Annotated in this window: 24 protein-coding genes and 2 tRNA genes; 18 read left to right on the top strand and 8 right to left on the bottom strand. The window is 66.9% G+C overall.

Translation table 11 applies throughout. The features are described 5' to 3' along the window. Window positions 1-466 precede the first annotated feature (466 nt). From PSQ40_RS11995 to hrcA, 3 genes are all read right to left on the bottom strand, one after another. Window positions 467-1,114: a DUF6988 family protein gene (locus PSQ40_RS11995; RefSeq protein ID WP_273951728.1), complete on the bottom strand. Its 648-nt coding sequence runs from the start codon at window positions 1,112-1,114 to the stop codon at window positions 467-469. A gap of 235 nt (window positions 1,115-1,349) precedes the next feature. Then, window positions 1,350-1,426, bottom strand: a tRNA-Ile gene (locus PSQ40_RS11990). Between the two features lie 80 nt (window positions 1,427-1,506). Further along, window positions 1,507-2,511: a heat-inducible transcriptional repressor HrcA gene (gene hrcA / locus PSQ40_RS11985; protein ID WP_273951727.1), complete on the bottom strand. Its 1,005-nt coding sequence runs from the start codon at window positions 2,509-2,511 to the stop codon at window positions 1,507-1,509. Between the two features lie 28 nt (window positions 2,512-2,539). On the opposite strand from hrcA, the gene PSQ40_RS11980 reads away from it, so the two are divergent. From PSQ40_RS11980 to rapZ, 3 genes are read left to right on the top strand one after another with little or no spacing between them, the layout of a single operon-like run. Then, the gene (locus PSQ40_RS11980; protein WP_273951726.1) at window positions 2,540-3,436 is read left to right on the top strand and encodes an NAD kinase; all 897 of its coding nucleotides are present in this window, start codon (window positions 2,540-2,542) and stop codon (window positions 3,434-3,436) included. Between the two features lie 2 nt (window positions 3,437-3,438). Then, window positions 3,439-5,115, top strand: a complete 1,677-nt coding sequence (gene recN / locus PSQ40_RS11975) for a DNA repair protein RecN (protein WP_273951725.1) — start codon at window positions 3,439-3,441, stop codon at window positions 5,113-5,115. A 3-nt stretch (window positions 5,116-5,118) separates the two neighbouring features. Then, entirely contained in the window at window positions 5,119-5,970 is an 852-nt protein-coding gene (gene rapZ / locus PSQ40_RS11970) for an RNase adapter RapZ (protein ID WP_273951724.1), read from the top strand. A 179-nt stretch (window positions 5,971-6,149) separates the two neighbouring features. On the opposite strand, the gene mutY is transcribed toward rapZ, so the two are convergent. The 3 genes from mutY to mutM are packed head-to-tail and all read right to left on the bottom strand — an operon-like array spanning window position 6,150 to window position 10,076. Continuing rightward, window positions 6,150-7,253 (bottom strand): A/G-specific adenine glycosylase, encoded by a 1,104-nt coding sequence (gene mutY, locus PSQ40_RS11965; protein WP_273951723.1) that lies wholly within the window; start codon window positions 7,251-7,253, stop codon window positions 6,150-6,152. Continuing rightward, complete coding sequence (locus PSQ40_RS11960; RefSeq protein ID WP_273951722.1) at window positions 7,250-9,211, bottom strand: dynamin family protein; 1,962 nt, start codon at window positions 9,209-9,211, stop codon at window positions 7,250-7,252. The genes mutY and PSQ40_RS11960 overlap by 4 nt, the downstream gene beginning before the upstream one ends. A gap of 49 nt (window positions 9,212-9,260) precedes the next feature. Continuing rightward, window positions 9,261-10,076, bottom strand: coding sequence for a bifunctional DNA-formamidopyrimidine glycosylase/DNA-(apurinic or apyrimidinic site) lyase (gene mutM, locus PSQ40_RS11955; RefSeq protein ID WP_273951721.1), 816 nt, complete (start codon window positions 10,074-10,076; stop codon window positions 9,261-9,263). Window positions 10,077-10,096: 20 nt separating this feature from the next. Here mutM and PSQ40_RS11950 point away from each other — a divergent pair, with 20 nt between their 5' ends. The 7 genes from PSQ40_RS11950 to pth all read left to right on the top strand — a co-directional run bounded on the left by PSQ40_RS11950 (window position 10,097) and on the right by pth (window position 16,365). Continuing rightward, the gene (locus PSQ40_RS11950; RefSeq protein WP_457851492.1) at window positions 10,097-11,860 is read left to right on the top strand and encodes a tetratricopeptide repeat protein; all 1,764 of its coding nucleotides are present in this window, start codon (window positions 10,097-10,099) and stop codon (window positions 11,858-11,860) included. Between the two features lie 113 nt (window positions 11,861-11,973). Further along, window positions 11,974-12,459 (top strand): lipoprotein insertase outer membrane protein LolB, encoded by a 486-nt coding sequence (locus PSQ40_RS11945; protein ID WP_273951719.1) that lies wholly within the window; start codon window positions 11,974-11,976, stop codon window positions 12,457-12,459. A gap of 321 nt (window positions 12,460-12,780) precedes the next feature. Continuing rightward, entirely contained in the window at window positions 12,781-13,665 is an 885-nt protein-coding gene (gene ispE / locus PSQ40_RS11940; protein WP_273951718.1) for a 4-(cytidine 5'-diphospho)-2-C-methyl-D-erythritol kinase, read from the top strand. Window positions 13,666-13,685: 20 nt separating this feature from the next. Further along, window positions 13,686-13,762, top strand: a tRNA-Gln gene (locus tag PSQ40_RS11935). 47 nt (window positions 13,763-13,809) lie between these two features. Beyond that, on the top strand, window positions 13,810-14,769 hold the full coding sequence (locus PSQ40_RS11930; RefSeq protein ID WP_273951717.1) for a ribose-phosphate pyrophosphokinase: 960 nt from the start codon (window positions 13,810-13,812) through the stop codon (window positions 14,767-14,769). A 125-nt stretch (window positions 14,770-14,894) separates the two neighbouring features. Then, window positions 14,895-15,512 (top strand): 50S ribosomal protein L25/general stress protein Ctc, encoded by a 618-nt coding sequence (locus tag PSQ40_RS11925; protein WP_273951716.1) that lies wholly within the window; start codon window positions 14,895-14,897, stop codon window positions 15,510-15,512. Window positions 15,513-15,648: 136 nt separating this feature from the next. Further along, a complete protein-coding gene (gene pth / locus PSQ40_RS11920; RefSeq protein ID WP_273951715.1) occupies window positions 15,649-16,365 on the top strand; it encodes an aminoacyl-tRNA hydrolase in 717 nt (238 codons plus the stop codon). A gap of 24 nt (window positions 16,366-16,389) precedes the next feature. On the opposite strand, the gene PSQ40_RS11915 is transcribed toward pth, so the two are convergent. Next, window positions 16,390-16,647, bottom strand: coding sequence for a YfhL family 4Fe-4S dicluster ferredoxin (locus PSQ40_RS11915; RefSeq protein WP_273951714.1), 258 nt, complete (start codon window positions 16,645-16,647; stop codon window positions 16,390-16,392). Between the two features lie 361 nt (window positions 16,648-17,008). On the opposite strand from PSQ40_RS11915, the gene PSQ40_RS11910 reads away from it, so the two are divergent. The 7 genes from PSQ40_RS11910 (at window position 17,009) to PSQ40_RS11880 (ending at window position 24,927) form a co-directional block, all read left to right on the top strand. Continuing rightward, window positions 17,009-17,959: an ABC transporter permease gene (locus tag PSQ40_RS11910; RefSeq protein ID WP_273951713.1), complete on the top strand. Its 951-nt coding sequence runs from the start codon at window positions 17,009-17,011 to the stop codon at window positions 17,957-17,959. Further along, entirely contained in the window at window positions 17,956-18,828 is an 873-nt protein-coding gene (locus tag PSQ40_RS11905; protein WP_273951711.1) for an ABC transporter permease, read from the top strand. The genes PSQ40_RS11910 and PSQ40_RS11905 overlap by 4 nt, the downstream gene beginning before the upstream one ends. Before the next feature lie 26 nt (window positions 18,829-18,854). Next, a complete protein-coding gene (locus PSQ40_RS11900) occupies window positions 18,855-19,883 on the top strand; it encodes an ABC transporter ATP-binding protein (RefSeq protein WP_273951709.1) in 1,029 nt (342 codons plus the stop codon). After that, window positions 19,880-20,716, top strand: a complete 837-nt coding sequence (locus tag PSQ40_RS11895; protein WP_273951707.1) for an ATP-binding cassette domain-containing protein — start codon at window positions 19,880-19,882, stop codon at window positions 20,714-20,716. Before PSQ40_RS11900 ends, PSQ40_RS11895 begins: the two co-directional genes overlap by 4 nt. 168 nt (window positions 20,717-20,884) lie before the next feature. Further along, a complete protein-coding gene (locus PSQ40_RS11890) occupies window positions 20,885-22,372 on the top strand; it encodes an ABC transporter substrate-binding protein (protein ID WP_273951705.1) in 1,488 nt (495 codons plus the stop codon). Further along, entirely contained in the window at window positions 22,373-23,794 is a 1,422-nt protein-coding gene (locus PSQ40_RS11885) for an amidase (protein WP_273951704.1), read from the top strand. Between the two features lie 5 nt (window positions 23,795-23,799). Further along, complete coding sequence (locus PSQ40_RS11880; RefSeq protein ID WP_273951702.1) at window positions 23,800-24,927, top strand: serine hydrolase domain-containing protein; 1,128 nt, start codon at window positions 23,800-23,802, stop codon at window positions 24,925-24,927. A 143-nt stretch (window positions 24,928-25,070) separates the two neighbouring features. On the opposite strand, the gene PSQ40_RS11875 is transcribed toward PSQ40_RS11880, so the two are convergent. Continuing rightward, window positions 25,071-25,934 carry a LysR family transcriptional regulator gene (locus PSQ40_RS11875; RefSeq protein ID WP_273951700.1) on the bottom strand — a complete coding sequence of 288 codons (864 nt, stop codon included), beginning with the start codon at window positions 25,932-25,934 and terminating at the stop codon, window positions 25,071-25,073. Window positions 25,935-26,044: 110 nt separating this feature from the next. Here PSQ40_RS11875 and PSQ40_RS11870 point away from each other — a divergent pair, with 110 nt between their 5' ends. Then, entirely contained in the window at window positions 26,045-26,443 is a 399-nt protein-coding gene (locus PSQ40_RS11870; protein ID WP_273951698.1) for a tautomerase family protein, read from the top strand. Window positions 26,444-26,581 lie beyond the last annotated feature (138 nt).

Here is a 26,581-nt window from a genome sequence, read left to right as displayed (position 1 = left end):
GCTACCGACTCAAGGAGGCCGCCGCGCGGCTGGCCATCACGCCCGACCCGGCATAATCACCATGTCCTGCCTGGAGCAGTTTGACTGGCCAACTGTGGAGCAGTTTGGGGTGGCCATCGGGGGGGTCGAAACCCACTCAATGGAAAACACCCCATTGGAAACATACCTATGGGTAGGTGCGCAACGCACCGTGCATTGGCTGGTCGAATCCACCCGCCACACCTGGGAGATCGTGCGGTCCTCATGGAAAGGTGCCCATGGGGACGTTTCCATTGCAGAGCAGGCAAAGCCTGCGGCGCCTTGGACTTGTGTCACTAACTGTACGGGGAGCCCTATGGATGAGGGCTCAATGGAAACGGAAAGCGAGACCTCGCGAACGCAAGCACATCACAAACCAGACCCTACAGATACCAGTGAATACGAACTAAACCAAAGCTATGTAGAACCCAGAGACACCGCCGGAGCTTCAATGAAGCATTGGCGGCATGATGTCCATATAGCTACGTGACAAGCGCCCGACAGAGCCATACAGCGCTTGCTTTCCTGATGCAACGACAATGACGTTGCAGAGGGTGAGAGACATCAGGTTGCGGTTCCGCAACACGTCGATGAGCTTTGCAGGTGGGTAGCCGCGCAGGGCATGGACAACCAAATGCACGCCTCCGTGAACGAAGGAGTGCATGACCTTCACTGTCTGAAAGAGCCTGCGCCCCTCTTCGGTGAACTTGGCATCGTGCGGTTCGATTGCATCCAGCATTGCAGGGATAGGGGGGCCTAGGCTTGGCTCCTTCAAGCTGCCAGTAGGAACGAGCGCCGTAAAGTCTTTTAACCAACTCTCTGAAGCGGCGTAAAGCACCCATGCGGCGCGGACTGTTGTCTCAAAGTGCAAACGTATCAGTGACAAGGCTGTCCCGTAGAGGCCCTCACTGACAAGCAGCCTCTGGCTAACACCGTGCTCAAACGCTGCCTTGCAAAATCCCATCGCCACAACATGCCGAGTCGATGAAGTGGTCCAACCATCTTGGAGCAACCCCTCGACCTCACTGTCAAACGCAGAGCATCTATCAAGGAAACCCCCAAGTCGTTGATAGTCAGCAAGTTCTTGGTTTTCCATTGAGCCCCCCCTCTTCTGCCAAGACTAAATAGCGTAGCGGCCTACAAGAGCCTACAGATGTCGACACCACAGCAGAAGCAAGAGTCTGACCGGAACATCCCACCGGAATCTCGAGAGCATCACCCCCGAAACTTTGCCCGCCCGAACCCTGATTTTTTGGCTACACAGTGGCTACATGACCCCAAAAAACAAAAATCCTGCTACCGTTTAAATAGCAGGATTTCCTTATGCAGCTTGGTAGGGCGTGAGGGACTTGAACCCGCGACCAAAGGATTATGAGTCCTCTGCTCTAACCAACTGAGCTAACGCCCCCCATGTTCCGCTGCGCCAGCCGCCTTGTCTCCACGACAACACCGCCCGCCCAGCAAAACCAGCACCGGTATTGTAAGAGCCTACTTGTGGTGGCTCAGCGCGTTGCTCACCAATTTAGCGGTGATGTCGACGATCTGAATCATGCGGTCGTAGGGCATGCGCGTGGGGCCGATCACGCCCAGGGTGCCGACCACCTGGCCGTCCACCTCGTAGGGCGAACTGACGACGGACAGCTCTTCAAACGGCACCACTTGGCTTTCGCCGCCGATGAAGATGCGCACGCCTTCGGCCTGACTGGAGATGTCCAGCAGGCGCATCAACTGGGTTTTCTGCTCGAACAGGTCAAAGGCGCGGCGCAGGTGGCTCAGGTCGCCTGAAAAGTCGCTGACCGACAGCAGGTTGCGTTCGCCCGAGATGACCACCTCGTCTTGCGACTGGTGGTGGGCGTCCGAGCTGGCGTTGACGGCGGCCTGCATGAGGGCGGCGATCTCACCGCGCAGGCTTTCAACCTCGCCTTTGAGCCGCTCGCGCACCTGCTCGATGGCCAGGCCCGCGTAGTTGGCATTGAGCTGGTTGGCCACCTCCAGCAACTGGGCCTGGGTGTAGTCGGACTCGGTGAAGATGACGCGGTTCTGCACGTCGCCGTCGGGCGACACGATGATGACCAGCAAGCGCCGGTCCGACAGGCGCAAGAACTCGATGTGGCGAAACACGGACGTGCGCCGTGGCGCCATCACCACACCCACAAACTGCGACAGGTTGGACAGCAGGTTGGCGGCGTTGGCGATGACCTTTTGGGGTTGTTCGGGCGCCAGCTGGGGTGTCAACAACTGTTCACGCTGCACGGTCAACATGGTGTCGACAAACAGCCGGTAGCCACGTGCCGTGGGGATGCGCCCGGCCGAGGTGTGCGGGCTGGCGATGAGCCCCAGCTCCTCCAGGTCGGACATCACGTTGCGGATGGTGGCGGCCGACAGCTCCAGCCCCGAGGCCCGCGAGAGCGTGCGCGACCCGACAGGCTGGCCGTCTGCGATGTAGCGCTCAACCAGCGCTTTCAACAACAACTTGGCACGGTCATCGAGCATGTCACGATTTTAATGATGTAATTTATTGATGAAGTCTAAATTCCAGCACGTCGCCCTGATTGGCAAATACCAGACCCAAGGGACTGGCCCGAATGCCGTCAGCTCACGCATGGTGCTGGACGATATTGCGCACTTTTTAGCCCGTCAGGGCTGCGAGGTGGTGCTGGAAAGCGAGACTCTGGCCAACACCGGCCTGACCCAGTACCCCGGCATGAGCGTGGAGGCCATTGGCACCCATTGTGACCTGTGTCTGGTCGTGGGGGGTGACGGTACGATGCTGGGCATTGGGCGGCGGCTGGCACCCTATGGCGTGCCCATGATCGGCATCAACCAGGGCCGCCTCGGGTTCATCACCGACATCCCGCTCGAAAACTACCAAACCACGCTGCACCCCATGCTGCGCGGCGAGTACGAAGAAGACCACCGCAGCCTGATGCACGCCCGCGTGATGCGCGACGGGCACTGCGTGTTCGACGCTCTGGCGCTCAACGATGTGGTGGTCAACCGCGGCGGCACGGCAGGCATGGTGGAACTGCGCGTCGAGGTGAACGGCCACTTTGTGGCCAACCAGCGCGCCGACGGGCTGATCATTGCATCACCCACGGGGTCGACCGCGTACGCGCTGTCGGCCGGCGGGCCGCTGCTGCACCCGTCGATCCCGGGCTGGATCCTGGTGCCGATTGCACCGCACACGCTGTCCAACCGCCCCATCGTGCTGGCGGACGCGGCCGAGGTGGCGATCGAGATCGTCAGCGGGCGCGACGTCAGTGCCAATTTCGACATGCAATCGCTGGCCTCCCTGCTGCTGGGCGACCGCATCACCGTGCGGCGCTCCGAGCACCGGGCCCGCTTTCTGCACCCCAAGGGCTGGAGCTACTTCGACACGCTCCGCAAGAAAATGCACTGGAACGAAGGAGGTTCCTGACCGTGGCGCTCAAACGCATCACCCTGCGCGACTTCGTGATCGTGGAAGCGCTGGAGCTGGACCTGTCACAGGGCTTCACCGTGCTGACCGGCGAAACCGGGGCCGGCAAGTCGATCCTGATCGATGCCGTGCAACTGACGCTGGGGGCCCGCGCCGAGGCCTCGGTGGTGCGCGACGGCGCCCAGCGAGCCGACCTGTGCGCTGAGTTTGAGCACACGCCCAACGTGCTGGCCTGGCTGCAAGAGGCCGGGCTGGACGGCGAAGACACCCTGCTGCTGCGCCGCACCGTGGACAACCAGGGCAAAAGCCGCGCCTGGATCAACGGCACCCCCGCCACCGCCACCCAGCTGCGCCAATTGGGCGACCTGCTGCTGGACATCCACGGCCAGCATGCCTGGCAAAGCCTGACCCGGCCTGAGTCGGTGCGCGGCCTGCTGGACGCCTACGCCCAGATCGACACCCGCCCGCTCGACAGTGCCTGGCAGCAATGGCGCCAGGCCCAAAGCGCGCTGGACACCGCCCGCGCGGCCCAGGCCACGCTGCTGCGTGAGCGTGAACGCCTGACCTGGCAGATTGGCGAACTGGACAAACTCGCCCCCGCCCCGGACGAGTGGGAAGAACTCAGCGGTCAGCACACCCGCCTGTCTCACATGCACACCCTGCTGGAGGGCGCGCAGGCCGCACTGGACATTCTGGAAGGCGAAGAATCGGGCGCCCTGGCCCTGCTCTCGCGCACCCAGTCGCGCCTGCAAGAGCACGAACACCTGGAGCCCGAGTTCCAGGCCATTGCCGATGTGCTGGCCAGCAGCCTGGCCCAGGCCGAAGACGCGGCGCACTCGCTGCACGCCTGGCTGCGCCGCACCGATCTGGACCCCGACAAGCTGGCCCAACTGGACCAGCGCCTGACGCAGTGGATGGGCCTGGCGCGGCGCTACAAGCGCCCGCCCACCGACCTGGCGCAGCTGCTGGCCGACTGGAAGACCGAGCTGCGCGCGCTCGACGCGGCCGCCGACCTGGACCAGCTCGAGCGCCAGGCCAGCCACGCCGAGCAGCACTACCTGGCCACCGCGCGCCAGGTGTCGCGCAGCCGCGCCGTGGCGGCCCCCCAACTGTCGCGCGCCATCACCCAGGCCATGCAGTCCCTGGGCATGAAGGGCGGGCGTTTTGAAGTGGCCCTGCCCGCCGCGGCCCAGCCCACGGCCAGCGGCCTGGAGGATGTGGTCTTTTTGGTGGCCGGTCACGCGGGCACCAGCACCAAGCCCGTGGGCAAAGTGGCCTCGGGCGGCGAGCTGTCGCGCATCGCGCTGGCCATTGCCGTCACCACCAGCCAGCTGGGGCAGGCGCAGACCCTGATCTTTGACGAAGTGGATTCCGGCGTGGGCGGCGCCGTGGCGCAAACCGTGGGACGGCTGATGCGTCAGCTGGGGCAGGACCGCCAGGTGCTGGCCGTGACCCACCTGGCCCAGGTGGCGGCCAGCGCCCACCAGCACTTGCGCGTGGCCAAAGTGACCGACGCCCAAGGCCACACGCGCAGCGGGGTGGCCCCGGTCAGCGGAGAATCTCGGGTGCAAGAAATCGCCCGCATGCTGGGCGGTGAAACCCAGTCCGAAGCCTCGCTGGCCCATGCCCGCGAGATGCTGGGCACCGAGCCCCCCGCACCGCGCAAGAAAAGAGCCTGAACCATGGACATCATCCTCATCACCGGCATGTCGGGGTCGGGCAAATCGGTTGCCCTGCACGCGCTGGAAGACGCCGGTTTTTACTGCGTGGACAACCTGCCCCCCGAGCTGCTGCAACCCCTGGTCGCGCTGGAGCAAGAGCACCACGCCCACAAGCTGGCCATCGCCATGGACGTGCGCAGCGCCACCTCGCTGCCCCAGGTGCCACAGCACCTGGCCGCACTGCGCGAATCCGGCATCACGGTGCGGTCGCTGTTCCTGGACGCCACCACCGACACCCTGGTGCGCCGCTATTCCGAAACCCGGCGCCGCCACCCGCTGTCGCAAGGCGCCACCCAGGAGCGCGCGCTGGTGCAGGCCATTGAGCTGGAGCGCGAGCTGCTGGCCGACCTGCGCGACCAGGCCCATGTGATCGACACCAGCTTCATCCGCGCAGCCCAACTGCAGCGCCATGTCAAAGACCTGGTGTCGGCACCGGCCAGCCAGCTGACGCTGGTGTTCCAGTCCTTTGCCTTCAAGCGCGGCATCCCGGTTGATGCCGACTTTGTGTTTGACGTGCGCATGCTGCCCAACCCGCACTACGAAGCCGAACTGCGCGCCCTCACCGGCAAAGACGCGCCGGTGGCCGACTACCTGGCGGCCCACACGCAGGTGCAGGAGATGCAGCAGCAAATCGGCGAATTTGTGTCGCGCTGGCTCGAGCCCATGGCCCGCGACCACCGCAGCTACGTGACGGTGGCGGTGGGCTGCACCGGGGGCCAGCACCGGTCGGTGTTCTTGGTCGAGCAACTGGCACGGCAGTTTGCCGACCAGTGGGTCACGCTGTCGCGCCACCGCGAGCTGGACAGCCACTGAGCCCGGGGCTGGTGCGGCGCCAGGCGCCGTGGGACCAGCGCAGCCACCACCACAACGGCGCAGTGCGCCGCAACGCCCGGCCTGACACCGCGCGCCAAGGTGTGCCGCGCCCCGACCGGCACCGCCCTGCACCACCCCGCCCCGATCCAGCCACGGCCACACCGGCCGGAGCCAGTGGCTCAGGCGGGCGCGCTCGCCTGCTGCACCAGCAATTTGCGGATCGGCGTGGGCAGGCCTGCCGTGGGCCAGGCGTCAGCGCCCAGCCAGCGCCCTGGCAACGCATCGACTTGCGGCTGGGCCCCCGCGGGCACGCGCACGCACACCGGGTGCAGGTACAGGTCGCGGTGCGTCAGCACATGCAAAAAGGGCTCCAGCACCTGCGCCGCACTCGCGGCAACGGTGGTCCCCAGGGCCGCGTGCAGGCCCTGTTTCAGAGCGGCTTCGTCCTCGAACACGGGCAGGCTGTCCATGCCGGCCCAGATGCCTTTTTGGGGCCGCTGCTGCAACCACACCTCGCCCTGCGGGCCCTGCAGCAACAGCAGCCACCAGCGCTCGGCACGTCGCTTGAGCTTGCGGGTGCGCACCGGGTAACGCTCGGGCTCACCGGCGGTCTGGGCGCGGCAGATGGGCTGCAAGGGGCACAGCAGGCAACTGGGCTTGCGCGTGCTGCACACCGTGGCGCCAAGGTCCATCAGGCCCTGGGTGTAGGCCGGCATGTCGGGTGAACGGGGCCAGGCCTGGCCGGGCTCGGGCGGGGCCGCTTCGGGCAGCAGCCCGGTGGCCAGGGCCCACAGGCGGCGCTCCTCGGCGGCCACGGCCAAGTCGCCGTCAAAAGCCAGCGCGCGCGTCAGCACGCGCTTGACGTTGCCGTCGAGGATGGCGACCTGCTCTTCAAAGCAGAACGAGGCAATGGCCGCAGCGGTCGACCGGCCAATGCCCGGCAGCGTGGCCAGCGCCTCGGCCGAGCGCGGAAACGCGCCACCATGCGCGCTCATCACCTGGCGCGCGCAAGCGTGCAGGTTGCGCGCACGGCTGTAATAACCCAGCCCGCTCCACAGGCCCAGCACCTCGTCCTGCTCGGCCTGGGCCAGCGCCGCCACGTCCGGAAAGCGCGCCAGAAAGCGCGGAAAGTAGTCCAGCACGGTCGACACCTGGGTCTGCTGCAACATGATCTCCGACAGCCAGACGCGGTAGGGATCGCGGGTGTTTTGCCAAGGCAGGTCATGGCGCCCGTGCGCGCGCTGCCAGCGGACGACCCGCTGGGCCAGGGATTCCATCGTCATGCAGAGAGTGTCTCGTTGGGCTGGCGGGCGGGCACCTGGTCCACGGCCTCCAGCAGGTCATCGGTGAGGTTGCGCAGCTGCTTTTCCAGCTGCTGCAGCTTGGCCTCGCTGGCCTCGATTTCGGCAATGCGCTCGGCCAGGCTGGACGCCGCTTGCTGGATGCGGTCAATCGCCTCCAGGCGGCGGATGAAGCTGCGCCGGCGCTCGCGCACCTGCGAATCCATCTGCGCCACGGCCGCGTGGCTCCAGGCCTCCAGGTCGCTGGCGGCCGACTCCAGCACCACCCGCAGGCGCGTGCCCAGCGCCCGCACCAGGCGTTCGGCAAACGCGGGCTGGGCCAGCTTGAGGGCGTGGCTGAAGGTCAGGTACTGCAGGTGGCCGCTTTCGATGCGCGCCAGGTCCGCTTCGTAACGGCTCATGTCGGGCGGGTTGGGCACCTGCAACGAGAAGCCGTACTCGGCATTGAATTGCTTGAACGAGCTCGACAGCATCGACTGCAGTTCGCCGCTGGCCTGCACGGTGCTGGCCAGCACACGGCGCAACTCGGCAAAGGCCTCGGCGTACGAGCGGCGCACGCCCAGCTTGAGGCCCGGCTGGCGCAGCGCCAGCGTGAGCTGGGTCAGCACCAGCTTGAGGTTGCCGGTCGACAGCGGGTGCAGGGCCTCGCGCTGCAGCTTCAGGTGCACCGACTTGACGGCCTGAACACGGGCGTTGCTTTCGTCGAATTCGCCCTGCTCCTGCTCGATGCGCAGGCGCATGCTGTGGATCACGGCGGCGTTCTTGCCACGCAGGCCATTGAGCTCCAGCATCTGCTCGGCCAGGTCGCGGCGGCGGATGTTGAACACCCGGCCCAACTCCTGGCGCAGGCCGCCCACGCCCTGTGACACCGCTTGCTGCAAAATGGCGCGCCGCTGGCCCAGCAGGCCCTGGCCCAGCGCATCTTCGAGGGTGGGCAGGCGGCTGGCCGCCAGCAAGCTCGCGTCCTGCGACACCTTGGCCACCAGGCCCTTCTGGGCCGACACCGCCAGCACCTGGGCTTCGGGCACCCCCAGCATCTCGGCCGACAGGGCGCGCTGGCGCTGGATCTGCGACTCGATCTGCTCCGGGCTGCTGAGCGCGTCCCACAGGGTGTCGATCTTGTTGAGCACCACCAGGCGCGAGGCGGTGGTGCCCTCGGGCGGGCTCAGGTGTTCGCGCCACATGGCCAGGTCGGAGCGGGTCACGCCGGCATCGGCCGCCAGGATGAACACCACCGCATGGGCCTGCGGGATCAGGCTCACGGTCAATTCGGGTTCGGCGCCCACGGCGTTCAGGCCCGGGGTGTCCAGGATCACCAGGCCCTGCTCCAGCAGCGGGTGGGTCAGGTTGATCAGGGCATGGCGCCAACGCGGAATCTCCACCCGGCCTTCGGCGTCGGGCAAGGGGTTGTCCTCGGGGCTTTCGTCGTGCCAGAAGCCCAGTGCGCGCGCCTCGTCCTGGCTGACTCGGATCACCTCGGACACCATCGCCAAGGTGGCGGCCAGGCCGTCGGGGTCGCGCAGGTCCAGCGGCAGGCGGGTCCATTGCTCGGCTTGCTCGCGCCATTCGGCCAGCGCCAGCGGCTGCAGCCGGGTCTGCACCGGCAGCAGGCGCAGGCAGGGCGGCAGCTCAGGCTCGTAGCCCAGCTCGGTCGGGCACATGGTGGTGCGGCCCGCGGCGGCCGGCATGATGCGGCGCCCGTAACCGGCAAAGAACAAGGCGTTGATCAGTTCCGACTTGCCGCGCGAGAACTCGGCCACAAAGGCCACCGTGACCTTGTCGGCCCGCACCTGCGCCTCCAGCCGCTGCAGCTGGGCCTGCACCGCGCTGTCGGCCAGGCGGTGGGTGCGCGTCCATTCACCCAGCTGTTTCAGGCGCAGGGCAAAGTCGCGGCGCCAGGCGCCGTGCTGGTCGAATTGTTCGTTGAAAGAAATGCCCACGGTGGTCCTGATCGACTGTGCCGGTCAATATAGCACCGCCCCAAGCCCCTCAGGGGCGCTGGCAAACCGGGCAAAAAAAGGTCGAACGCTGGCCCTGCTTGAGCAGGCGAACCGGCGTTTCGCAGCGGCGGCAAGGCAGGCCTGCGCGCCCATAGACCGCGGCTTCAAGCTGGAAGTAACCGCTCTCGCCCTGGGCGTTGAAGAAGTCGCGCAAGGTGCTGCCGCCTTTCTCGACGGCGCGCCCCAGCACGTCGCGGATGGCCGCGTGCAGGCCACGCGCCCGCGGCAGGCTGATGCGGTCGGCCCGCGTGGTGGGGCGGATGCCGGCCAAGAACAGGGCCTCGGACGCATAGATGTTGCCCACGCCGACCACCACATCGCCGGCCAACAGCACCTGCTTGATGGCGGCCCGGCGTTGCTTCAAGCCCGCATGGAAGGCATCCACCTGAAAGGTGTCCCCCAGCGGCTCCAGCCCCAGGTGGTCGAGCAGCTTGCGCGCCACCGGGTCGGTCTCGCCCGCGGCGTGCACCACCGCGCCAAAGCGGCGTGGGTCGTGCAGGCGCAACAGGCCCTGGTTGGTCAGCAGGTCAAAGTGGTCGTGCACGCCCGCCAGGGTGCCGGGCGCCGCAAAGGTCAGGCTGCCCGACATGCCCAGGTGCAGCAACAAAAGCCCTTCATCGAGGTCCAGCAGCAGGTACTTGCCTCGCCGGCGAACCCCCAGCACCGTGCGCCCCACCAGCTCGGCTGGGGCGCAGCCCAGGGGCCAGCGCAAGGGCTTGCCCAGGGTCGCCGAGACGATGCGGGCGCCGGCAATGCGGTCGGCAAAGCTGCGCCGGGTGACTTCGACTTCGGGTAATTCAGGCATCGCACACTTCGTTGACAGGCATGGATTATTATGAGTCGATGTTGCCATTCCTCCGCTTGGGCCCTGTCGCCGTCGCCGTTTTGATGACCCTCACAGGGCCTGCCTGGGCCCAGAGCCCGCCGCCCGACGCAACGCCTGACAGCAAGGTGGTCAACTCGGCGCTGGACGCCCAGCTGTTCTACGAAATCCTCATCGGTGAAATGAGCGCCAAGGGCAAAGACCCGGCCTCTGGTTTTGCCTTGCTGCTCGACAGTGCCCGGCGCACCAACGACAGCCGCCTGTACCAGCGCGCCATGGAAATCGCCCTGCAGGCCCGCTCGGGGGATTCGGCCCTGCAGGCGGCGCAGAACTGGCGCCTGGCCCAGCCGGACTCGCGCGAGGCCAACCGCTACATGCTGCAGATCCTGATCGCGCTGAACCGCGTCAGCGACACCGCCGAACCCCTGCAACGCGAGCTGGCCCTGACCCCGTTGGCCCAAAAGCCCCAGGTGCTGGCCGCCATTCCCCAGCTGTACAGCCGGGTGGGCGACCGGGCCCTGGCCGCCCGGGTGGTGGAAGAAGCCCTGGCCAAAGACCTGACCGACCCCGCCCTGGGCGTGGACGCCTGGATGGTCGTGGGCCAGATGCGCATGGCCGCCGGCCGCAAACCCCTGGCACTGGACGCCGCACGCCGGGCACTGGCCCTGAAGCCGGGCGCCGAGGCCCCGGTGCGCCTGGCACTGGAGCTGATGGAGCCCCAGTTGCCCGCCGCTGAAGCGCTGGTCAAACAGTACCTGACCACCTACGCCCGCCCTGACCTGCGCACCGCGTACGCGCGCGCCCTGATCACCGACCAGCGCTACGCCGAGGCCCAGCAACAGCTTGAGAAGGCCACCCACGACAGCGCCGACCTGGCCGAAGCCTGGTTGATCCTGGGCGCCCTGCAAGCCGAGCAGAACCAGCAGGCTGCCGGTCAGCGGTCGCTGGAGCGCTACCTCAAGCTGGTGTCCCAGCAGCCCCAGGACGAGGCCCGCCAGCGCGGCGAGTCGCAGGCCTACCTGTCGCTGGCCCTGCTGGCCGAAAAGCGCCAGGACATCGACGCGGCCCAAGGCTGGCTCAACAAGGTCAGCAGCCCCAACCTGCAAACGACCACCAAGACCCGCCAAGCCTCGCTGCTGGCCCAGCAAGGCCGTGTCGACGAAGCCCGCGCGCTGCTGAAAAGCCTGCCCAGCGGCACGCCGGCCGAGGCCCGATCGCGCCTGATCGCCGAGGTGCAGATGCTGCGCGCGCAAAAGCAATTCGAAGCCGCGTTTCAGTTGCTGGAGAAAGCGCTGGCCGACTTCCCCGACGACACCGACCTGCTCTACGACCAGGCCATGCTGGCAGACAAACTGCAGCGTTACGACGTGATGGAGCAACTGCTGCGCGCCATCATCGAACAGCAGCCCGACAACCAGAACGCCTACAACGCGCTGGGCTACTCGCTGGCGGAGCGCGGTCTGCGCCTGCCGGAAGCCCGTGAGCTGATCACCAAGGCACTGAGCCTTGCGCCGAACGACCCCTTCATCAGTGACAGCCTGGGCTGGGTCGAGTTCAAGGCCGGCAACCTCACCGAAGCCATCCGCATCCTGGACAAGGCCTTCCGCACCAAGCCCGACCCCGAGATCGCGGCCCACCTCGGTGAGGTGCTGTGGGTGGCCGGCCAGAAGAGCCGCGCCCAAAGCGTCTGGAAGGAAGGCCTCGCGTTGAGCAAGGACAACGAGACCTTGCTGGAGACCTTGCGCCGATTCAACGTCAAACCGTGACCACGCTGGCGTCACGTTGGCCGCGGGGGGCCTTGTTCAATCGGTCCCTTACCGACCGGCCTGAGCCCCCGGGCCAAGAGGCCAACGCCCTCCTCCCCAACGAGCGTCGTGTGGTGTTGCGCAGTGCCCTGAGCCTGGGCCTGGTGATGGGCCTGGGTGCGTGCGCGGCGCCACGTCGCGCCCCGCCTGCCGACACACCGCCCGAGGCCGCCTGGTACGGTCGCCTGGCCCTGAAGGTGGACAGCCTGCCGCCCCAGTCCTTCAATGCCTCGTTCGAGTTGCTGGGGCACGCCGAAGCGGGCAGCCTGCGCTTGTTCACCCCCCTGGGCGGCACCGCCGGCGAAGTGCGCTGGCAGGCCGGCCGCGCTGAGTTGCAGACGGGCCAGGACACCCGCCGCTACCCCAGCATGGACGAACTGACCTTGGCGCTGACGGGTGCGGCCTTGCCGCTGCCCGCGCTGTTCCACTGGCTGCGCGGTGAACAGGTCACCGTGCCCGGCTGGCAAGCCGACCTGTCGCAATTGCCCGATGGGCGCCTGCTGGCACAACGGCTGGACCCTGCCCCCGTGGTGGACTTGCGCGTGTTGCTGGACCGCTGAAACCCACCACCTTGCAACACCGCCATGGGCTGCGGGCTGCGGGCTATGGGCTGCGTCGATTGTGGGTTGCTTCCTGACCCTTCATGCCCCGCCGCCAAGCCTCGGGCCTGGGACACCAGGAGGCCGCAAGAGACCCTGAAAGTGCCCCTGGGTGAGGCCCGCCTGGGGCCCGAACAAGGCCCCGCAGACGCCCTCGTGGCCGCCATGCCTGCGCTTTGAATCGCCCACGCCCCGGCCCTGCGCGGCCCCCACCTGGCGACACGCCAAGGCCCCAGGCGCAGCGCCCCGGCGCGGCGCACCGGGCACGGGATAATGCGCGCCATGAAGGCGATATACGACGTCCCGGCACCAGCCAAACTCAACCTGTTTTTGCACCTCACCGGTCGGCGGCCCGATGGCTACCACCTGCTGCAATCGGTGTTCATGTTGGTGGATTGGTGCGACACCCTGCATTTCGAGCTGCGCTCGGACGGCCAGATCCAACGCGAGGACCTCAGCGAAGCCCTGCCGGCGGACGACCTCATCGTGCGGGCCGCCCGCCTGCTGCAGCAGACCGGCCAGACCCCACTGGGGGCGCAGATCAGCGTGCAGAAAAACATCCCGGCGCAGGCCGGCCTGGGTGGGGGGTCGTCGGACGCGGCCAGCACCTTGCTGGCACTCAACCGCTTGTGGGGACTGCAACTGAGCACCGAGCAGTTGTGCGCGCTGGCGATTCGCCTCGGCGCCGACGTGCCGTTTTTTATTCGCGGCCGGAACGCTTGGGTGGAGGGAATTGGTGACATAATACGCCCGCTGGAAACAACAGAGCAGTGCCCGCCAGGCCGCTTCATCATCGTGAAGCCCGAAGCCGGATTGGAGACTGCAAAAATTTTTTCAGCGCCTGAGTTGAAGCGGGATAAAAAACCTGCTACAATCGCAGGCTTCGCTGCTGATCATTACCGCTTCGGTGAAAACGACCTGCAGCCAGTTGCTCAAAGGCTCTGCCCTGAAGTGACGCAAGCCTTAAACTGGCTCGCAAGCTCAGGTTTATGCCCTAGAATGACCGGTTCTGGAAGTGCTGTGTTTTCACACATGCTGAAGCAAGATGAGTCAAAGCTCGATTTAGCAAGTGCACCAGGCACTTGGCGAATCAAGCAATGCAGCAATATGGAAGTTCATCCTTTACTGGGATGGGCAACCAGCGACAAGTCATCGGTGGGTGTCTAACTGTAGACATCAACCCGTGTAGGGGAGTCGCCAAGTTGGTTAAGGCACCGGATTTTGATTCCGGCATTCGAGGGTTCGAGTCCTTCCTCCCCTGCCAAATACGTTGCACGTACAGGCATTTTTCTTTCAGATCGCTGGACGCTCATGCAAGCCACCCCACCTGATTTCATGGTTTTCACGGGCAACGCCAATCCTGGTCTGGCCGCTGAAATTGCCAAAAACCTCGGCACAACCCTCGGTGCAGCCCATGTGGGCCGTTTTTCCGATGGCGAAGTCACTGTCGAGATCAACCAAAACGTTCGTGCTCGCGATGTGTTCGTGGTTCAGTCCACCTGCGCTCCGACCAACGAAAACCTGATGGAACTGCTCATCATGGTGGACGCGTTGAAGCGTGCATCGGCCGAGCGCATCAGTGCTGTGATCCCCTACTTTGGCTACGCCCGTCAAGACCGCCGTCCGCGTTCGACCCGCGTGCCGATTTCGGCCAAGGTGGTGGCCAACCTGCTGCAAACCGTGGGCGTGGCCCGCGTGCTGACCATGGATCTGCACGCCGACCAGATCCAGGGTTTCTTCGACATCCCGGTCGACAACATCTACGCTTCGCCGGTGCTGCTGGGCGACCTGCGCCAAAAGCAATACGAAGACCTGATCGTGGTCTCGCCGGACGTGGGTGGTGTGGTGCGTGCACGCGCCTTGGCCAAGCAACTGGGTTGCGACCTGGCCATCATCGACAAGCGCCGTCCGAAGGCCAACGTCAGCGAAGTGATGCACGTCATCGGTGAGATCGAAGGCCGCAACTGCGTGATCATGGACGACATGATCGACACCGCCGGCACCCTGGTCAAAGCCGCCGAAGTGCTGAAAGAACGTGGCGCCAAGAAGGTCTACGCGTATTGCACGCATGCCATCTTCTCGGGCCCGGCCATCGAGCGCATCTCCAAGGGCTCGGCCCTCGACGAGGTTGTGGTGACCAACACCATTCCCCTCAGCGATGCAGCTCAGGCTTGCACCAAGATTCGCCAACTCTCCGTGGCACCGCTGATCGCCGAAACGATCCAGCGCATTGCCCGCGGCGAGTCGGTCATGAGCCTGTTCTCCGACTGAGATGACCCCCGTCAGGGGGTTTTCACGTTGCTGAACACACTGCGGGCTGAGAGCCAGGAAGGCTTCTCAGCCCATTTTCAAAAATGGGTCGCACTGGTCGCGGTCGACCCCACTAGGAGTCCGTTATGAAATTCGTCGCTTTTGAGCGCGCCAAGCAAGGTACGGGTGCGAGCCGCCGTCTGCGCATCACCGGCAAAACGCCCGGTATCGTTTACGGTGGTGAAGGCAAAGAGCCGCAACTGATCGAAATCGATCACAACGCTCTGTGGCACGCCCTGAAGAAGGAAGCTTTCCACTCCAGCGTGCTGGACATGGAACTGAACGGCCAAGAAACCAAGGTTCTGCTGCGCGACGTGCAATACCACCCGTTCAAGCAACTGGTACTGCACATCGACTTCCAACGCGTTGATGCCAAGACCAAGATGACCACCAAGGTGCCGGTGCACTACAGCGGTGAAGAAGAGTCTTCGGCTGTCAAGCTGGACAAGTGCATGATCAACCACATCGTCAACGAACTGCAAGTCACCTGCCTGCCGGCCGACCTGCCCGAGTTCATCGCTGTGGACCTGAAGGATCTGAAGAAGGGCGTGTCCCTGCACCTGAACGACATCACCCTGCCGAAGGGCGTGGTCGCCCTGACCCACGGCAAGAAGAACCCGGTTCTGGTGTCCGTGGTGGCTCCGGTGGAAGAAGTGGCTGCTCCCGTGGCTGCCCCCGCTCCCGCCAAGAAGGGCAAGAAGTAATTCAGGCTTGGCCTGAGTGGCTTCGATCTGTCCCGCACGGCGGGGCAGTTCAACCCCTCCCCTGCTCAACGGCCCACCTCGGTGGGCCGTTTTGCTTTCTCACCCCCACCGCCGGTGGCTGCGGATAATCTGTTCCATGATCAAGCTGTTTGTAGGCCTGGGCAACCCGGGCACCGAATACGAGGCCACCCGCCACAATGCCGGGTTCTGGTGGATTGATGAGTTGGCCCGCTCGCTCAAAGTGAGCCTGGTCCCCGACAAAGCCTATTTCGCCAGGGTCGCGCGGGCCCAGGTCGACGGCCAGACTGTGTGGCTGCTGGAGCCGCAGACCTTCATGAACCTGTCGGGCAAGTCGGTTTCGGCGCTGGCGCGGTTCTTCAAGATCCAGCCCGAAGAGATCCTGGTGGTGCACGATGAACTCGACGTGGTGCCCGGCGAAGCCAAGCTCAAGCTCGGCGGCAGCCATGCGGGCCACAATGGCTTGCGCGACATCCACGCCCAGCTCGGCACCGACCGCTACTGGCGCCTGCGCCTGGGCATTGGTCACCCCGGTGACCGCGCTGAAGTGGTGGGCTGGGTGCTGAAGAAACCACCCCAAGAACAACGCCAGGCCATCGAGGACTGCATCGCGCGCACCCTCAAGGCAGCGCCCGCCCTGATGGCAGGCCAGATGGACAAAGCCACGCTGCACATCCACACCAGCAAGCCACCGCGTCCCAAGCCGCCGCGCAAACCGGCCCCGGAGGCCGGCGGCACCGACACGGCGGCGGCGGCAGGCGCCAGCACCAACCCCGGCAGCACCGCCCCCCAGGGCACCGAGACGCCGACGCCCCCCACCCCGCCCGCGGCGTGAGCGGGCAGCGCGGGGCGATGCGGCTCAGTGGGCCGCGTCGGCCTGCAGACGAAGGTACTTTTGCATCAGGGTTTCGCGGTTCTCGACCCGCTGCGGGTTGACCGGGATGCAGGCCACCGGGCAGACCTGCACGCATTGGGGCTCATCAAAATGCCCCACGCACTCGGTGCATTTGTCGGGGTTGATCTCGTAAATCTGCGGCCCCAGGTAGATGGCCTCGTTGGGGCACTCGGGCTCGCAGACATCACAGTTGATGCATTCATCAGTGATCATCAGCGCCATACGCACTCCTTGGCCGAGACCGCGAGCCGGTCGGCGAACAGACAACAGAAAGAACGGGAAAAACAGGGCATGGCCCGTATTATCCCGCCAAGCCCAAAGACCCCAGTCCGCCCGAGTCCGCCCCCAGTCGGCTCCAGCCCGACCGCCGGACCGCCCCCACGCAAGGCCCCCGGCGCAGACGCGGCTCTAACCCGAGGACGGCCCGGGCGTCAACTTCCATTCAGTCAACGCTACATGAAACTGTGGCTTTTAGACGGCAGCACGCCCGCAGGACAGCCAGCGCCAGCGGTTTCATATATGCTGGTTTTTTTGCAAGGAAAACACCTCGCCCGACCCACTCGGGCCTGTGACCCGCGGCCCCATGAGCCTGTTCCTGTTCAAACGTTTTCTCACCTTCATCGCCACTCTCGCCGGGGCCTCGGTGCTGATCTTCGTGGTGCTGGAGATCCTGCCAGGCAACGCCGCCCAGATGCTGATGGGCCCCGATGCGTCGCCCGACGCCGTGGCCGCACTGAGCAGCAAGCTGGGTCTGGACCAGCCCGCCCTCACGCGCTACGGTCAGTGGGTCTGGGGCCTGCTGCAAGGTGACCTCGGCAACAGCTATGTCTACAGCACCCCGGTGCTTGAACTGGTGCTGGAGCGCCTGGCCTTGACGGTGCCCCTGGCCCTGATGGCCATGGTGCTCACCACCGCCCTGGCGCTGAGCGCGGGCCTGTACGCCGCCTCGCACCACAACCGCGCGGGCGACGTCGGCATGATGAGCCTGGCCCAGGTGGGCATCGCCATCCCCAATTTCTGGTTCGCCATCCTGTTGATCCTGCTGTTCTCGGTGCACCTGCAGTGGTTCTCCGCGGGAGGCTTTCCGGGCTGGGAGGACGACCCGCTGGAGGCCCTCAAATCGCTGCTGCTGCCGGCCGTGTCGCTGGCCGTGGTGCAGGCCGCCATCCTGGCGCGCATCACGCGCTCGGCGGTGCTGGAGGTGATGCGCGAAGACTTCGTGCGCACGGCCCGCGCCAAGGGCCTGAGCCGCCGCGCCACGCTGTGGGGCCATGTGCTGCGCAACGCGCTGATCCCAGTCATCACCGTGATGGGTCTGCAGTTTGCCAACCTGCTGGCCGGCACCATCGTGGTCGAGAATGTGTTCTTCCTGCCCGGTCTGGGCCGGCTGATTTTTCAGTCTATCGCCAACCGCGATCTGATCGTGGTGCGCAACTGCGTGATGCTGCTGGCCAGCCTGGTGGTGGTGGTGAATTTCGTGGTCGACCTGCTGTATGCGGTGATCGACCCGCGTGTGAAAGCCAGCGACATATGAGCGCCGTTCTGCCCGCCACACCCGCCCTGGCCGCGCCCGGCTTTTGGCAACGCGCACGGCGCCACCCCAGCTTCGTGCTGGGTGCCCTGCTGACCGCGGCCCTGGTGCTGGCGGCCGCCCTGTCCTGGGTCTGGACGCCCTACTCGCCCTACGAAGTGGACCTGAGCTTGAAGCTGCAGGGGCCGTCCTGGGCGCACTGGCTGGGCACCGACACCTTTGGCCGCGATGTGGTGTCCCTGTTGCTGGTGGGTGCGCGCAGCTCGATCGCGGTGGGCCTGATCGCCGTGGGCATCGGGGTCACCGTGGGCACCGCGCTCGGCCTGCTGGCCTCGGCGCGGCGGGGCTGGACCGAAGAGGCCGTGATGCGCCTGGCCGACTTCACCTTCGCCTTCCCCGCCATCCTGTCGGCCATCATGCTGACCGCGGTGTTCGGGGCCGGCATGGTCAACTCGATCATCGCCATCGGCATCTTCAACATCCCGACCTTCGCCCGCATCACCCGGGCCTCGGCCAATGCGGTGTGGTCGCGCGAATTCGTGCTGGCGGCGCGCTCCTGCGGCCGCAGCCCCTGGCAGATCACGCGCGACCATGTGCTGCCCAACATCCTGTCGGTGCTGGTGGTGCAGGCCACCATCCAGTTCGCCCTGGCCATCCTGGCCGAGGCCGCCCTGTCCTACCTGGGCCTGGGCACGCAGCCGCCGCAGCCGTCGTGGGGCCGCATGCTCAGCGAAGCCCAGACCATGTTGTTCCAGGCGCCGCTGCTGGCGGTGTTCCCCGGCCTGGCGATTGCCAGCGCCGTGCTGGGACTGAACCTGTTGGGCGATGGCTTGCGCGACCTGCTCGACCCCCGCCTGGCGCGCAAGCGCTGATGTCCTGAAGATTGGGTTCGCACGCCATGGCCCTGCTCGAAGTCCACGACCTCCACATCCGGCTGCAAACGCCGCGTGGCCCTGCCGATGCGGTGCGGGGCCTGAGTTTTTCGCTCGACAAGGGCGATGCCCTGGGCCTGATCGGCGAGTCGGGCTGCGGCAAGTCGCTCACTGTGATGGCCCTGATGGGCCTGCTGCCCGAGTCGGCCCAGGTGCGCGGCAGCATCGTGCTCGACGGCCAGGAACTGGTGGGCCGCGACGAGGCGGCGCTGTGCCGCCTGCGTGGCAACCGCATGGCCATGATCTTCCAGGAGCCCATGACCGCCCTCAACCCGGTGCACCCGATTGGGCGCCAAGTGGCCGAGCCGCTGCGCCTGCACCGGGGCCTGTCGGCCAGTGCGGCGCGCACCGAAGCGATCCGCCTGCTCGACCGCGTGGGCATCCCGCAGGCCGCCAGCCGGGTCGACGCCTACCCGCACCAGTTCTCGGGCGGCCAGCGGCAACGCATCACCATCGCCATGGCGCTGGCCTGCCAGCCCGACCTGCTGATCGCCGACGAACCGACCACCGCCCTCGACGTCACCGTGCAGCGCCAGATCCTGGACCTGATCAATGAGCTGGTCGACGAGCGCGGCATGGCCTTGATGCTGATCTCGCACGACCTCGGCGTGATCGCCAACAACGTCGACCGCATGCTGGTCATGTATGGCGGCAGCGTGGTCGAAAGCGGCCCCACCGAAGCCGTCTTTGCGCACATGGCCCACCCCTACACACGTGGCCTGTTCGCAGCCCGCCCCAAACTGGGTGCGCGGCGGGGGCCTGGACCGCGCCCCCTGCTGAGCACCATCGCGGGCACGGTGCCCGAGTTGGTCGACCTGCCGCCCGGCTGTGCCTTTGCCGGCCGCTGCGCACTGAGCACTGACCAATGCGTGCAGCAGCGCCCTGTGGCCGAGACCCTGCCCTCACACGCCACCGATGCCCATGGCCTGGCCCTGGGCGACCACCTGGTGCGGTGCTGGCACCACGCCACACGGCAGCCGGAGACCCCCACATGAGCGCCCCCCTGCTGCGCGTGCACCAGTTGGTGCGCGAATACACCCTGCCGCGTGAAAGCCTGTTCCGCCCGCCCGGTCAAGTCAAGGCCTTGCAAGGCGTGAGCTTCGAGATCCAGGCCGGTCGCAGCCTTGGCATCGTGGGCGAATCGGGGTCGGGCAAGTCCACCCTGGCGCGCCTCGTGATGGCGCTCGACCACCCCACCTCGGGCCGGGTCGAGCTGGCGGGCCAGGACCTGCACGCGCTGAGCCCCGCCGCGCTGCGCCAGGCACGGCAGCATTTTCAGATGGTGTTCCAGGACCCCTATGGCTCACTGGACCCGCGGCAGACCGTGGAGCGCATCGTCACCGAGCCATTGCACGGCCTGGGCGACCCGCGCCAGGTCAGCCGCGAGCGCGCGCGCCAACAGGCCGGCGAGGTGCTGCGCGAGGTGGGCCTGCGCCCCACCGACCTCGACAAGTACCCGCATGAGTTCTCCGGCGGCCAGCGCCAGCGCATCGCGATCGCGCGCGCGCTGATCACCCGGCCCCGCCTGATCGTGGCCGACGAGCCGGTCAGCGCGCTCGACGTGTCGGTGCAGGCCCAGGTGCTCAACTTGCTGCAAGAACTGCAAACGCAGCACGGCATCACCTACCTGCTGATCAGCCACGACCTCGCGGTGGTCAACCACCTGTGCGATGACGTGGCGGTGCTCTACCGCGGCCAGATCGTGGAGCAGGGCCCGCCCGAGCAACTGTTTGCCAACGCCCAGCACGACTACACCCGCACCCTGGTGGCCGCCGTGCCGCAAGCCGAACCGGGGCGCCGCCGGCGCCGCCCGCGCCAGACGGCCTGAGCCCATTTTGCGAGCCCCCAGCGCATGCCGTCTTGCCCACCACCGCAGGCTTCTACAATGATTTTCGAGCCTTGGCAGATTGGCCGTGGTGGCCAGCCTGCCGCGAGGGCACCCTGAACCGGTGCCGTCCCATATCCCTCCCTGATGTTTTTTCTGGAGTCTGAAAGCATGATCAACCGCCGCCATGTCCTGAGTTCGGGGGCCTTTGCCGCCCTTGCCGCCACCACCTCGCTGGAGGCCCTGGCCCAAAGCCGCAAGGACGCGGTGGTGCTGGGCATGACCCTCGAGCCGCCAGGCCTGGACCCGACCGCTGGGGCAGCCTCGGCGATCGCCGAAGTGGTGCTCTACAACATCTTCGAGACCCTCACCAAAATCAACGCCGACGGCAGCGTGACGCCGCTGCTGGCCGAAAGCTGGGAAGTCTCGCCCGACCTCAAGACCTACACCTTCAAGCTGCGCCGCGGCGTCACGTTCCAGAATGGCGAGCCGTTCAACGCGGCGGCGGTGAAGTTCTCCTTCGACCGCGCCGGCGGCGAAAAGAGCACCAACAAGGACAAGCGCGTCTTTGCGGAAATGAGCACCCAGGTGGTCGACGACCACACCGTGGTGGTGCTGCGCAAGGAGATCGACCCCGACTTCCTGTTTGTGCTGGGTCAGGCCACGGCCATCATCGTCGAGCCCAAGACCGCCGACAGCAACGCCACCAAGCCTGTGGGCACGGGCCCCTTCAAGCTCGAAGCCTGGAACAAGGGGGCCTCGGTGGTGCTGACCAAGTGGGACAGCCACCGCCTGGCCAACGCCATCAAGATCAAGAAAGCCACCTTCCGCTTCATTGGCGACCCGGCGGCCCAGGTCGCGGCCCTGCTGGCCGGTGACGTCGATGCCTTCCAGCGCGTGACCAGCCGTGGCGTGCCCCAGTTCAAGGCCAACCCGCAGTACCAGGTCCTCGTGGCGGGCTCGCGGGCCAAGACCATCCTGGCCATCAACAACAAGAAGAAGCCGTTTGACGACGTGCGCGTGCGCCGCGCCATCGCCGCCGCCATTGACCGCAAGGCCGTCATCGAAGGGGCCGCCGAAGGCTATGGCACGCCCATCGGCAGCCACTACGTGCCCGGTGCGCTGGGCTATGTGGACACCACCGGCATCAACCCCTTCAACGTCGAGAAAGCCAAGGCCCTGCTCAAAGAAGCCGGCGTCACCACGCCGCTCGAAGTCAGCCTGGTGCTGCCGCCCACGCCGTACGCCCGCCAGGGCGGCGAGGTCATCACCGCGCAGCTGGCCAAGATCGGCATCGTGGCCAAGACCCAGAACGTGGAATGGGCGCAGTGGCTCAGCGGCGTCTACACCAACAAGAACTACGACCTGACCATCATCTCCCACGTCGAGCCCTTTGACCTGGGCAACTTCGCCAAGCCGGGTTACTACTGGAACTACGAGTCCGCCAAGTTCAGCGACTTGTTCAAGAAGATCAACAACACGCCGCGCGAAGCCGACCGCGCCAAGCTGCTGGGCGAGGCCCAGAAGCTGCTGGCCGAGGACTCGGTGCACGCCTTCCTGTACCAGCCGCAGTGGATCACCATTGCGCGCAAGAACCTCAAGGGCCTGTGGAAAGACATGCCTGTGTTCGTCAACGACCTGTCGGCCCTGTCCTGGTAAATGAACCCAAGCACCCCCACCCCCGGCCTGCATGAACTGGGCGCTCACGCCCTGTTGCAGGCCTACCGCGAGCGGTCGCTGTCGCCCGTTGAAGTCACCGAGGCGGTGATCCGCCAGATCGAACGCTGGGAGCCCGCCCTGTGCGCCACCTGGCTGTTCCGTCCCGAGCAGGCCCTGGCGCAGGCCCGCGTCAGCGAGGCGCGCTGGCTCAAAGGCCAGCCGCAAGGCCTGCTGGACGGCGTGCCCGCCACCCTGAAAGACAACATCGCCACCGCGGGCGACCCCACGCCCCTGGGCAGCGCTGCGGTCAGCCTGGTGCCCGCGGCCGCCGATGCGCCCCCGGCGGCGCGCCTCAAGGAGGCCGGTGCGGTCATCGTCAGCAAGACCACCATGCCCGACTACGGCATGCTGTCGTCGGGCCTGTCGACCTTCCACAAGCTCTCGCGCAACCCCTGGGACCTGAGCAAGGGCCCAGGGGGCTCCAGCGCCGGTGGCGGGGCCGCCGCGGCGGCCGGGTATGGGCCGCTGCATGTGGGCACCGACATCGGGGGCTCGCTGCGCCTGCCGGCCGGCTGGTGCGGCATCTACAGCCTCAAGCCCAGCCTGGGCCGCATCCCCATCGACCCGCCCTACACCGGGCGCGCCGCGGGCCCCATGACCCGCACCGTGGCCGATTCGGCGCTGATGATGGCGGCGCTGTCGCTGCCCGACCCACGCGACACCATGAGCCTGCCTTACCAGGACATCGCCTGGGCGCAGTTTGACCAGGGGGTCGACAAGTTACGCGGCCTGCGCATCGGTCTGCTGCTGGACGCGGGTTGCGGCCTGCCGGTCGAGCCCGAGATCCGCGCCGCCATCGAACGCGCTGCGGCCCTGTTCGAGCAGGCCGGCGCCCAGGTGGTGCCGATGGCGCCGTTCATGACGCAGGCCATGCTCGATGGCATGGACCACTTCTGGCGCATGCGCTCGCACCTGGACCTGTCCGCCCTGCCACCCGCGCAGGCCGACCGGGTGCTGCCCTACATCCGCCAATGGGCCGACAGTGCGGCCGCGTTCGACGGGCCCCAGGTGTTCAACGCCAGCCAGCAGTTCCACCTGACGCGCCTGGCCGCGGTGAAGGCCTGCAGCGCCTTTGACTACGTGATCTCGCCCACCTCGCCCATGCCGGCCTTTGCGGCCGAGCTGCCCTCGCCCACCAACGACCCCTTGCACGGGCTGGAGCACATTGGCTTCACGGTGCCCTTCAACATGTCGGAGCAGCCTGCCGCGTCGATCAACTGTGGCTACACCGCCAGTGGCCTGCCGATCGGCCTGCAGATCGCCGGGCCGCGCTTTGACGACCTGGGCGTGCTGCAGGTGTCGCGGGCCTTTGAGCTGATCCGCGACGCCCAGCGGCCCTGGCCGCAGCCCCCCACGGCCTGAAGCCCATGCGCCAGCCCGCCCATGTCCTCCTGGCACTGTGGCTGGCCGCCGCCTTGAGCGGCCCCGCGGGGGCGGCCAGCGCGCCCCCCACGGCCTGCGAACAGGCGCTGGAGCGCCCACCCAGTGCCCTGCAAAGCAAGCTCTGCCACGATGCCCGCCCCAGCGACGCCGCCGCCCAGAATCTGCACGGTGTGCTGGTGCTGCGACAAGGCGAGCCGCTGGCCGAGCACTATTTCAGCGGCAAAGACCGGCACCTTGGCGAGTGGGGTTCGCACGAGCAAAACTTTGACGCCAACACCCTGCACGACCTGCGCTCGATCAGCAAAAGCGTGGTGGGGCTGCTGGTGGGCGTGGCGCTGCAACAGGGCTTGATCCCCTCCCTGGACACCCCCGTGCTGGACCTGCTGGGGCGCCCCGAGGCGTCCCCCGATTGGCGCGCCATCACGGTTCGGCACCTGCTGACCATGTCCTCCGGCATGGACTGGAACGAGGACGGCGCCGTGTCCCTGTTCAGCGACGAAAGCCGCATGGAGTTCTCCAGCGACATGGTGGGCTACGTGTTGGGTCGCTCCCTGATGGCCCCCCCGGGCAGCCAGTACCGCTACAACAGTGGGGGCGTGGTCTTGCTGGGGGCGGTGCTGGAGCGGGTCAGCGGCCAAACCCTGGCGAAGTACGCGCAACAGGCGCTGTTCGACCCCTTGGGCATCGAGGCCGTGGTCTGGCAGACCGGTCGCGGGCAACAGCCCATGCCCCATGCGGGCCTGCGCCTGCGGCCCCGCGACCTGGCCCGACTGGGGCAGATGCTGCTCGATGGCGGGCGCTGGCAGGGCCGGCAGATCGTGCCCGAAGCCCATGTGCGCGACAGCTTTGAAGGCCGCCTGCCCGCCGAACTGCCGGGTTGGCGCTATGGCTACCTGTGGCGCCTGGGCAGCCACACGGTGGATGGCCGCGACTGGGCCTGGATCGCGGCCATGGGCAATGGGGGGCAACGCCTGTACCTGGTGCCGGCGCTGAAGCTGGTGGTGGTGATCACCGCGGGGCGCTACAACCAGGCAGCACCCCAGAACGGGCGCCCTTCGCAACTGCTGTTCCAGACCTTGCTGGAAGGTGTGGCCCGCACAGCCTCGCCCTGACCCCCTGCCCCCTGCCCCCCCCTGACGCCCCGCCGTCCTGATGCGGGGCCCTCACAGCCGGGCCACTGGCGTGCCTTGCGCCGAGGCCCTAGGGCGGCGCATCAGCGCCCCCCGGCCAGGTCCCCCCAAGGCCCGGCCTCCGGTCACGCCAGATCGGCCAGCAACAGCGCCCGGGCCTGGCGCACGAAGTCGCTCTCGCCCTGGCGCGCGGGCAACACCCAGAAGCCCGCCTGCGGCAAGGCCGGCAGCCCGTGCGGCGCCGCCACGGCTTGCACCCCGGGCGCCTGGGACGAAGCGTTCAGGCAGGCCAGGCCCAGGCCAGCCGCCAGCGCAGATTGCAGACCCGCCACCCCCGAGGCCTGCAGCGCCACCACGTAGGGCACGCGTCGGCGCTGCAACAAGCCCACCGTGAACTGGTGCAGCGAGCAGCTGTCCGGCAGGGCCAGCAGCCGCAGCGCCTGGCCGGGCTCGGGCCGCCAACCGGGCGCGGCCAGCCACTGCAAGGGTTCACGCCGCAGCAACTGCCCGGTGCGGGCGCTGCCCGGCCCTGCCACGCGCAAGGTGACGCCCACATCCAGCTCCCCCGCCGCGTAAGCGGCCTCGATCAGCCCGCTCTTGAGCACCGACACCTGCAGGTTCACGCCGGGGTAGCGGGCCTGCACCCGCGCCAGCAGGTGGCTGAGCTCGGCGGGGCGAAAGTAGTCGGTCACGCCCAGGCGCAAAGCCCCCGTCAGCGGCACGCCCCGCAGGTCACGGTAGGCCTCGTCGTTGAGCGCCAGCATCTGACGCGCCCAGACCAGCAGGCGCTGCCCCGCCGGGGTGGGCTGCACGCCGCCTTTGGAGCGCAGCAGCAGCGGGTGGCCCGCCTGCTGCTCCAGCTTGCGCAACTGCTCACTGACCGCCGACGCCGACAGGAACACCCGGGGCGCCCCCGCGCTCAGGCTGCCGGCCTCGACCACCGCCACCAGGGTGCGCAGCTGGTCCAACTGAAACAGGGGATTGGCCATGTTTGATTCAACGGTTTTTCAATGGGATGACATCATAAATTCCCGCTTTTCCGATGGATGACACCCACTCAGAATGACCCCATTCAGCCACCACGCCCCAGGAGCCCGTCATGCCCCACATCGTCATCCAACTGTCCGTCCCGGCCGATACCGCACTGGCCCGCCAGGTCTGCCACACCGTCTGTGAGATCACCCACCGCGTGCTGGGCAAGGTCGAGGCCGTGATGGCCACCAGCATCCAGTTTTGCCCCGCAGAGACTTGGTTCATCGGTCGCCAAAGCCTGGCCGAACTGGGTCAGAGCGCCTACCACCTGGACATCAGCGTCACCGATGAAACCAACACCAAGGCCGAGAAAGCCCGCTTTCTGGCCGAGGTTCACCGCGCCATGGATGCCCTGCTGCCCCAGCTCCACCCGGTGTGCTACAGCCACGTCATCGACGCCCGGGCCGCGGCCTACGGCTACGGGGGCCGCAGCCAGGAATGGCGCCATCAGCAAGCCGGCGTGTGACGCCTGCCCCGACGCCTGCCCCGCCCTGCCACGCCCTGCCCCGCCCTGGCACACAGCGGCACAAGGCGGTACAAAGCGGCAGATGGCCACACACGGCGGCCCCCGCACCGAAGGCCGCACGGCGGAGCGGCCGCGGGC

Source organism: Curvibacter cyanobacteriorum (genome assembly GCF_028649475.1).
GTDB classification, from domain to species: Bacteria; Pseudomonadota; Gammaproteobacteria; order Burkholderiales; family Burkholderiaceae_C; genus Curvibacter; species Curvibacter cyanobacteriorum.
The sequence above is the reverse complement of the archived record's forward strand: the minus strand, read 5'-3'. Positions and strand labels throughout refer to the sequence as shown.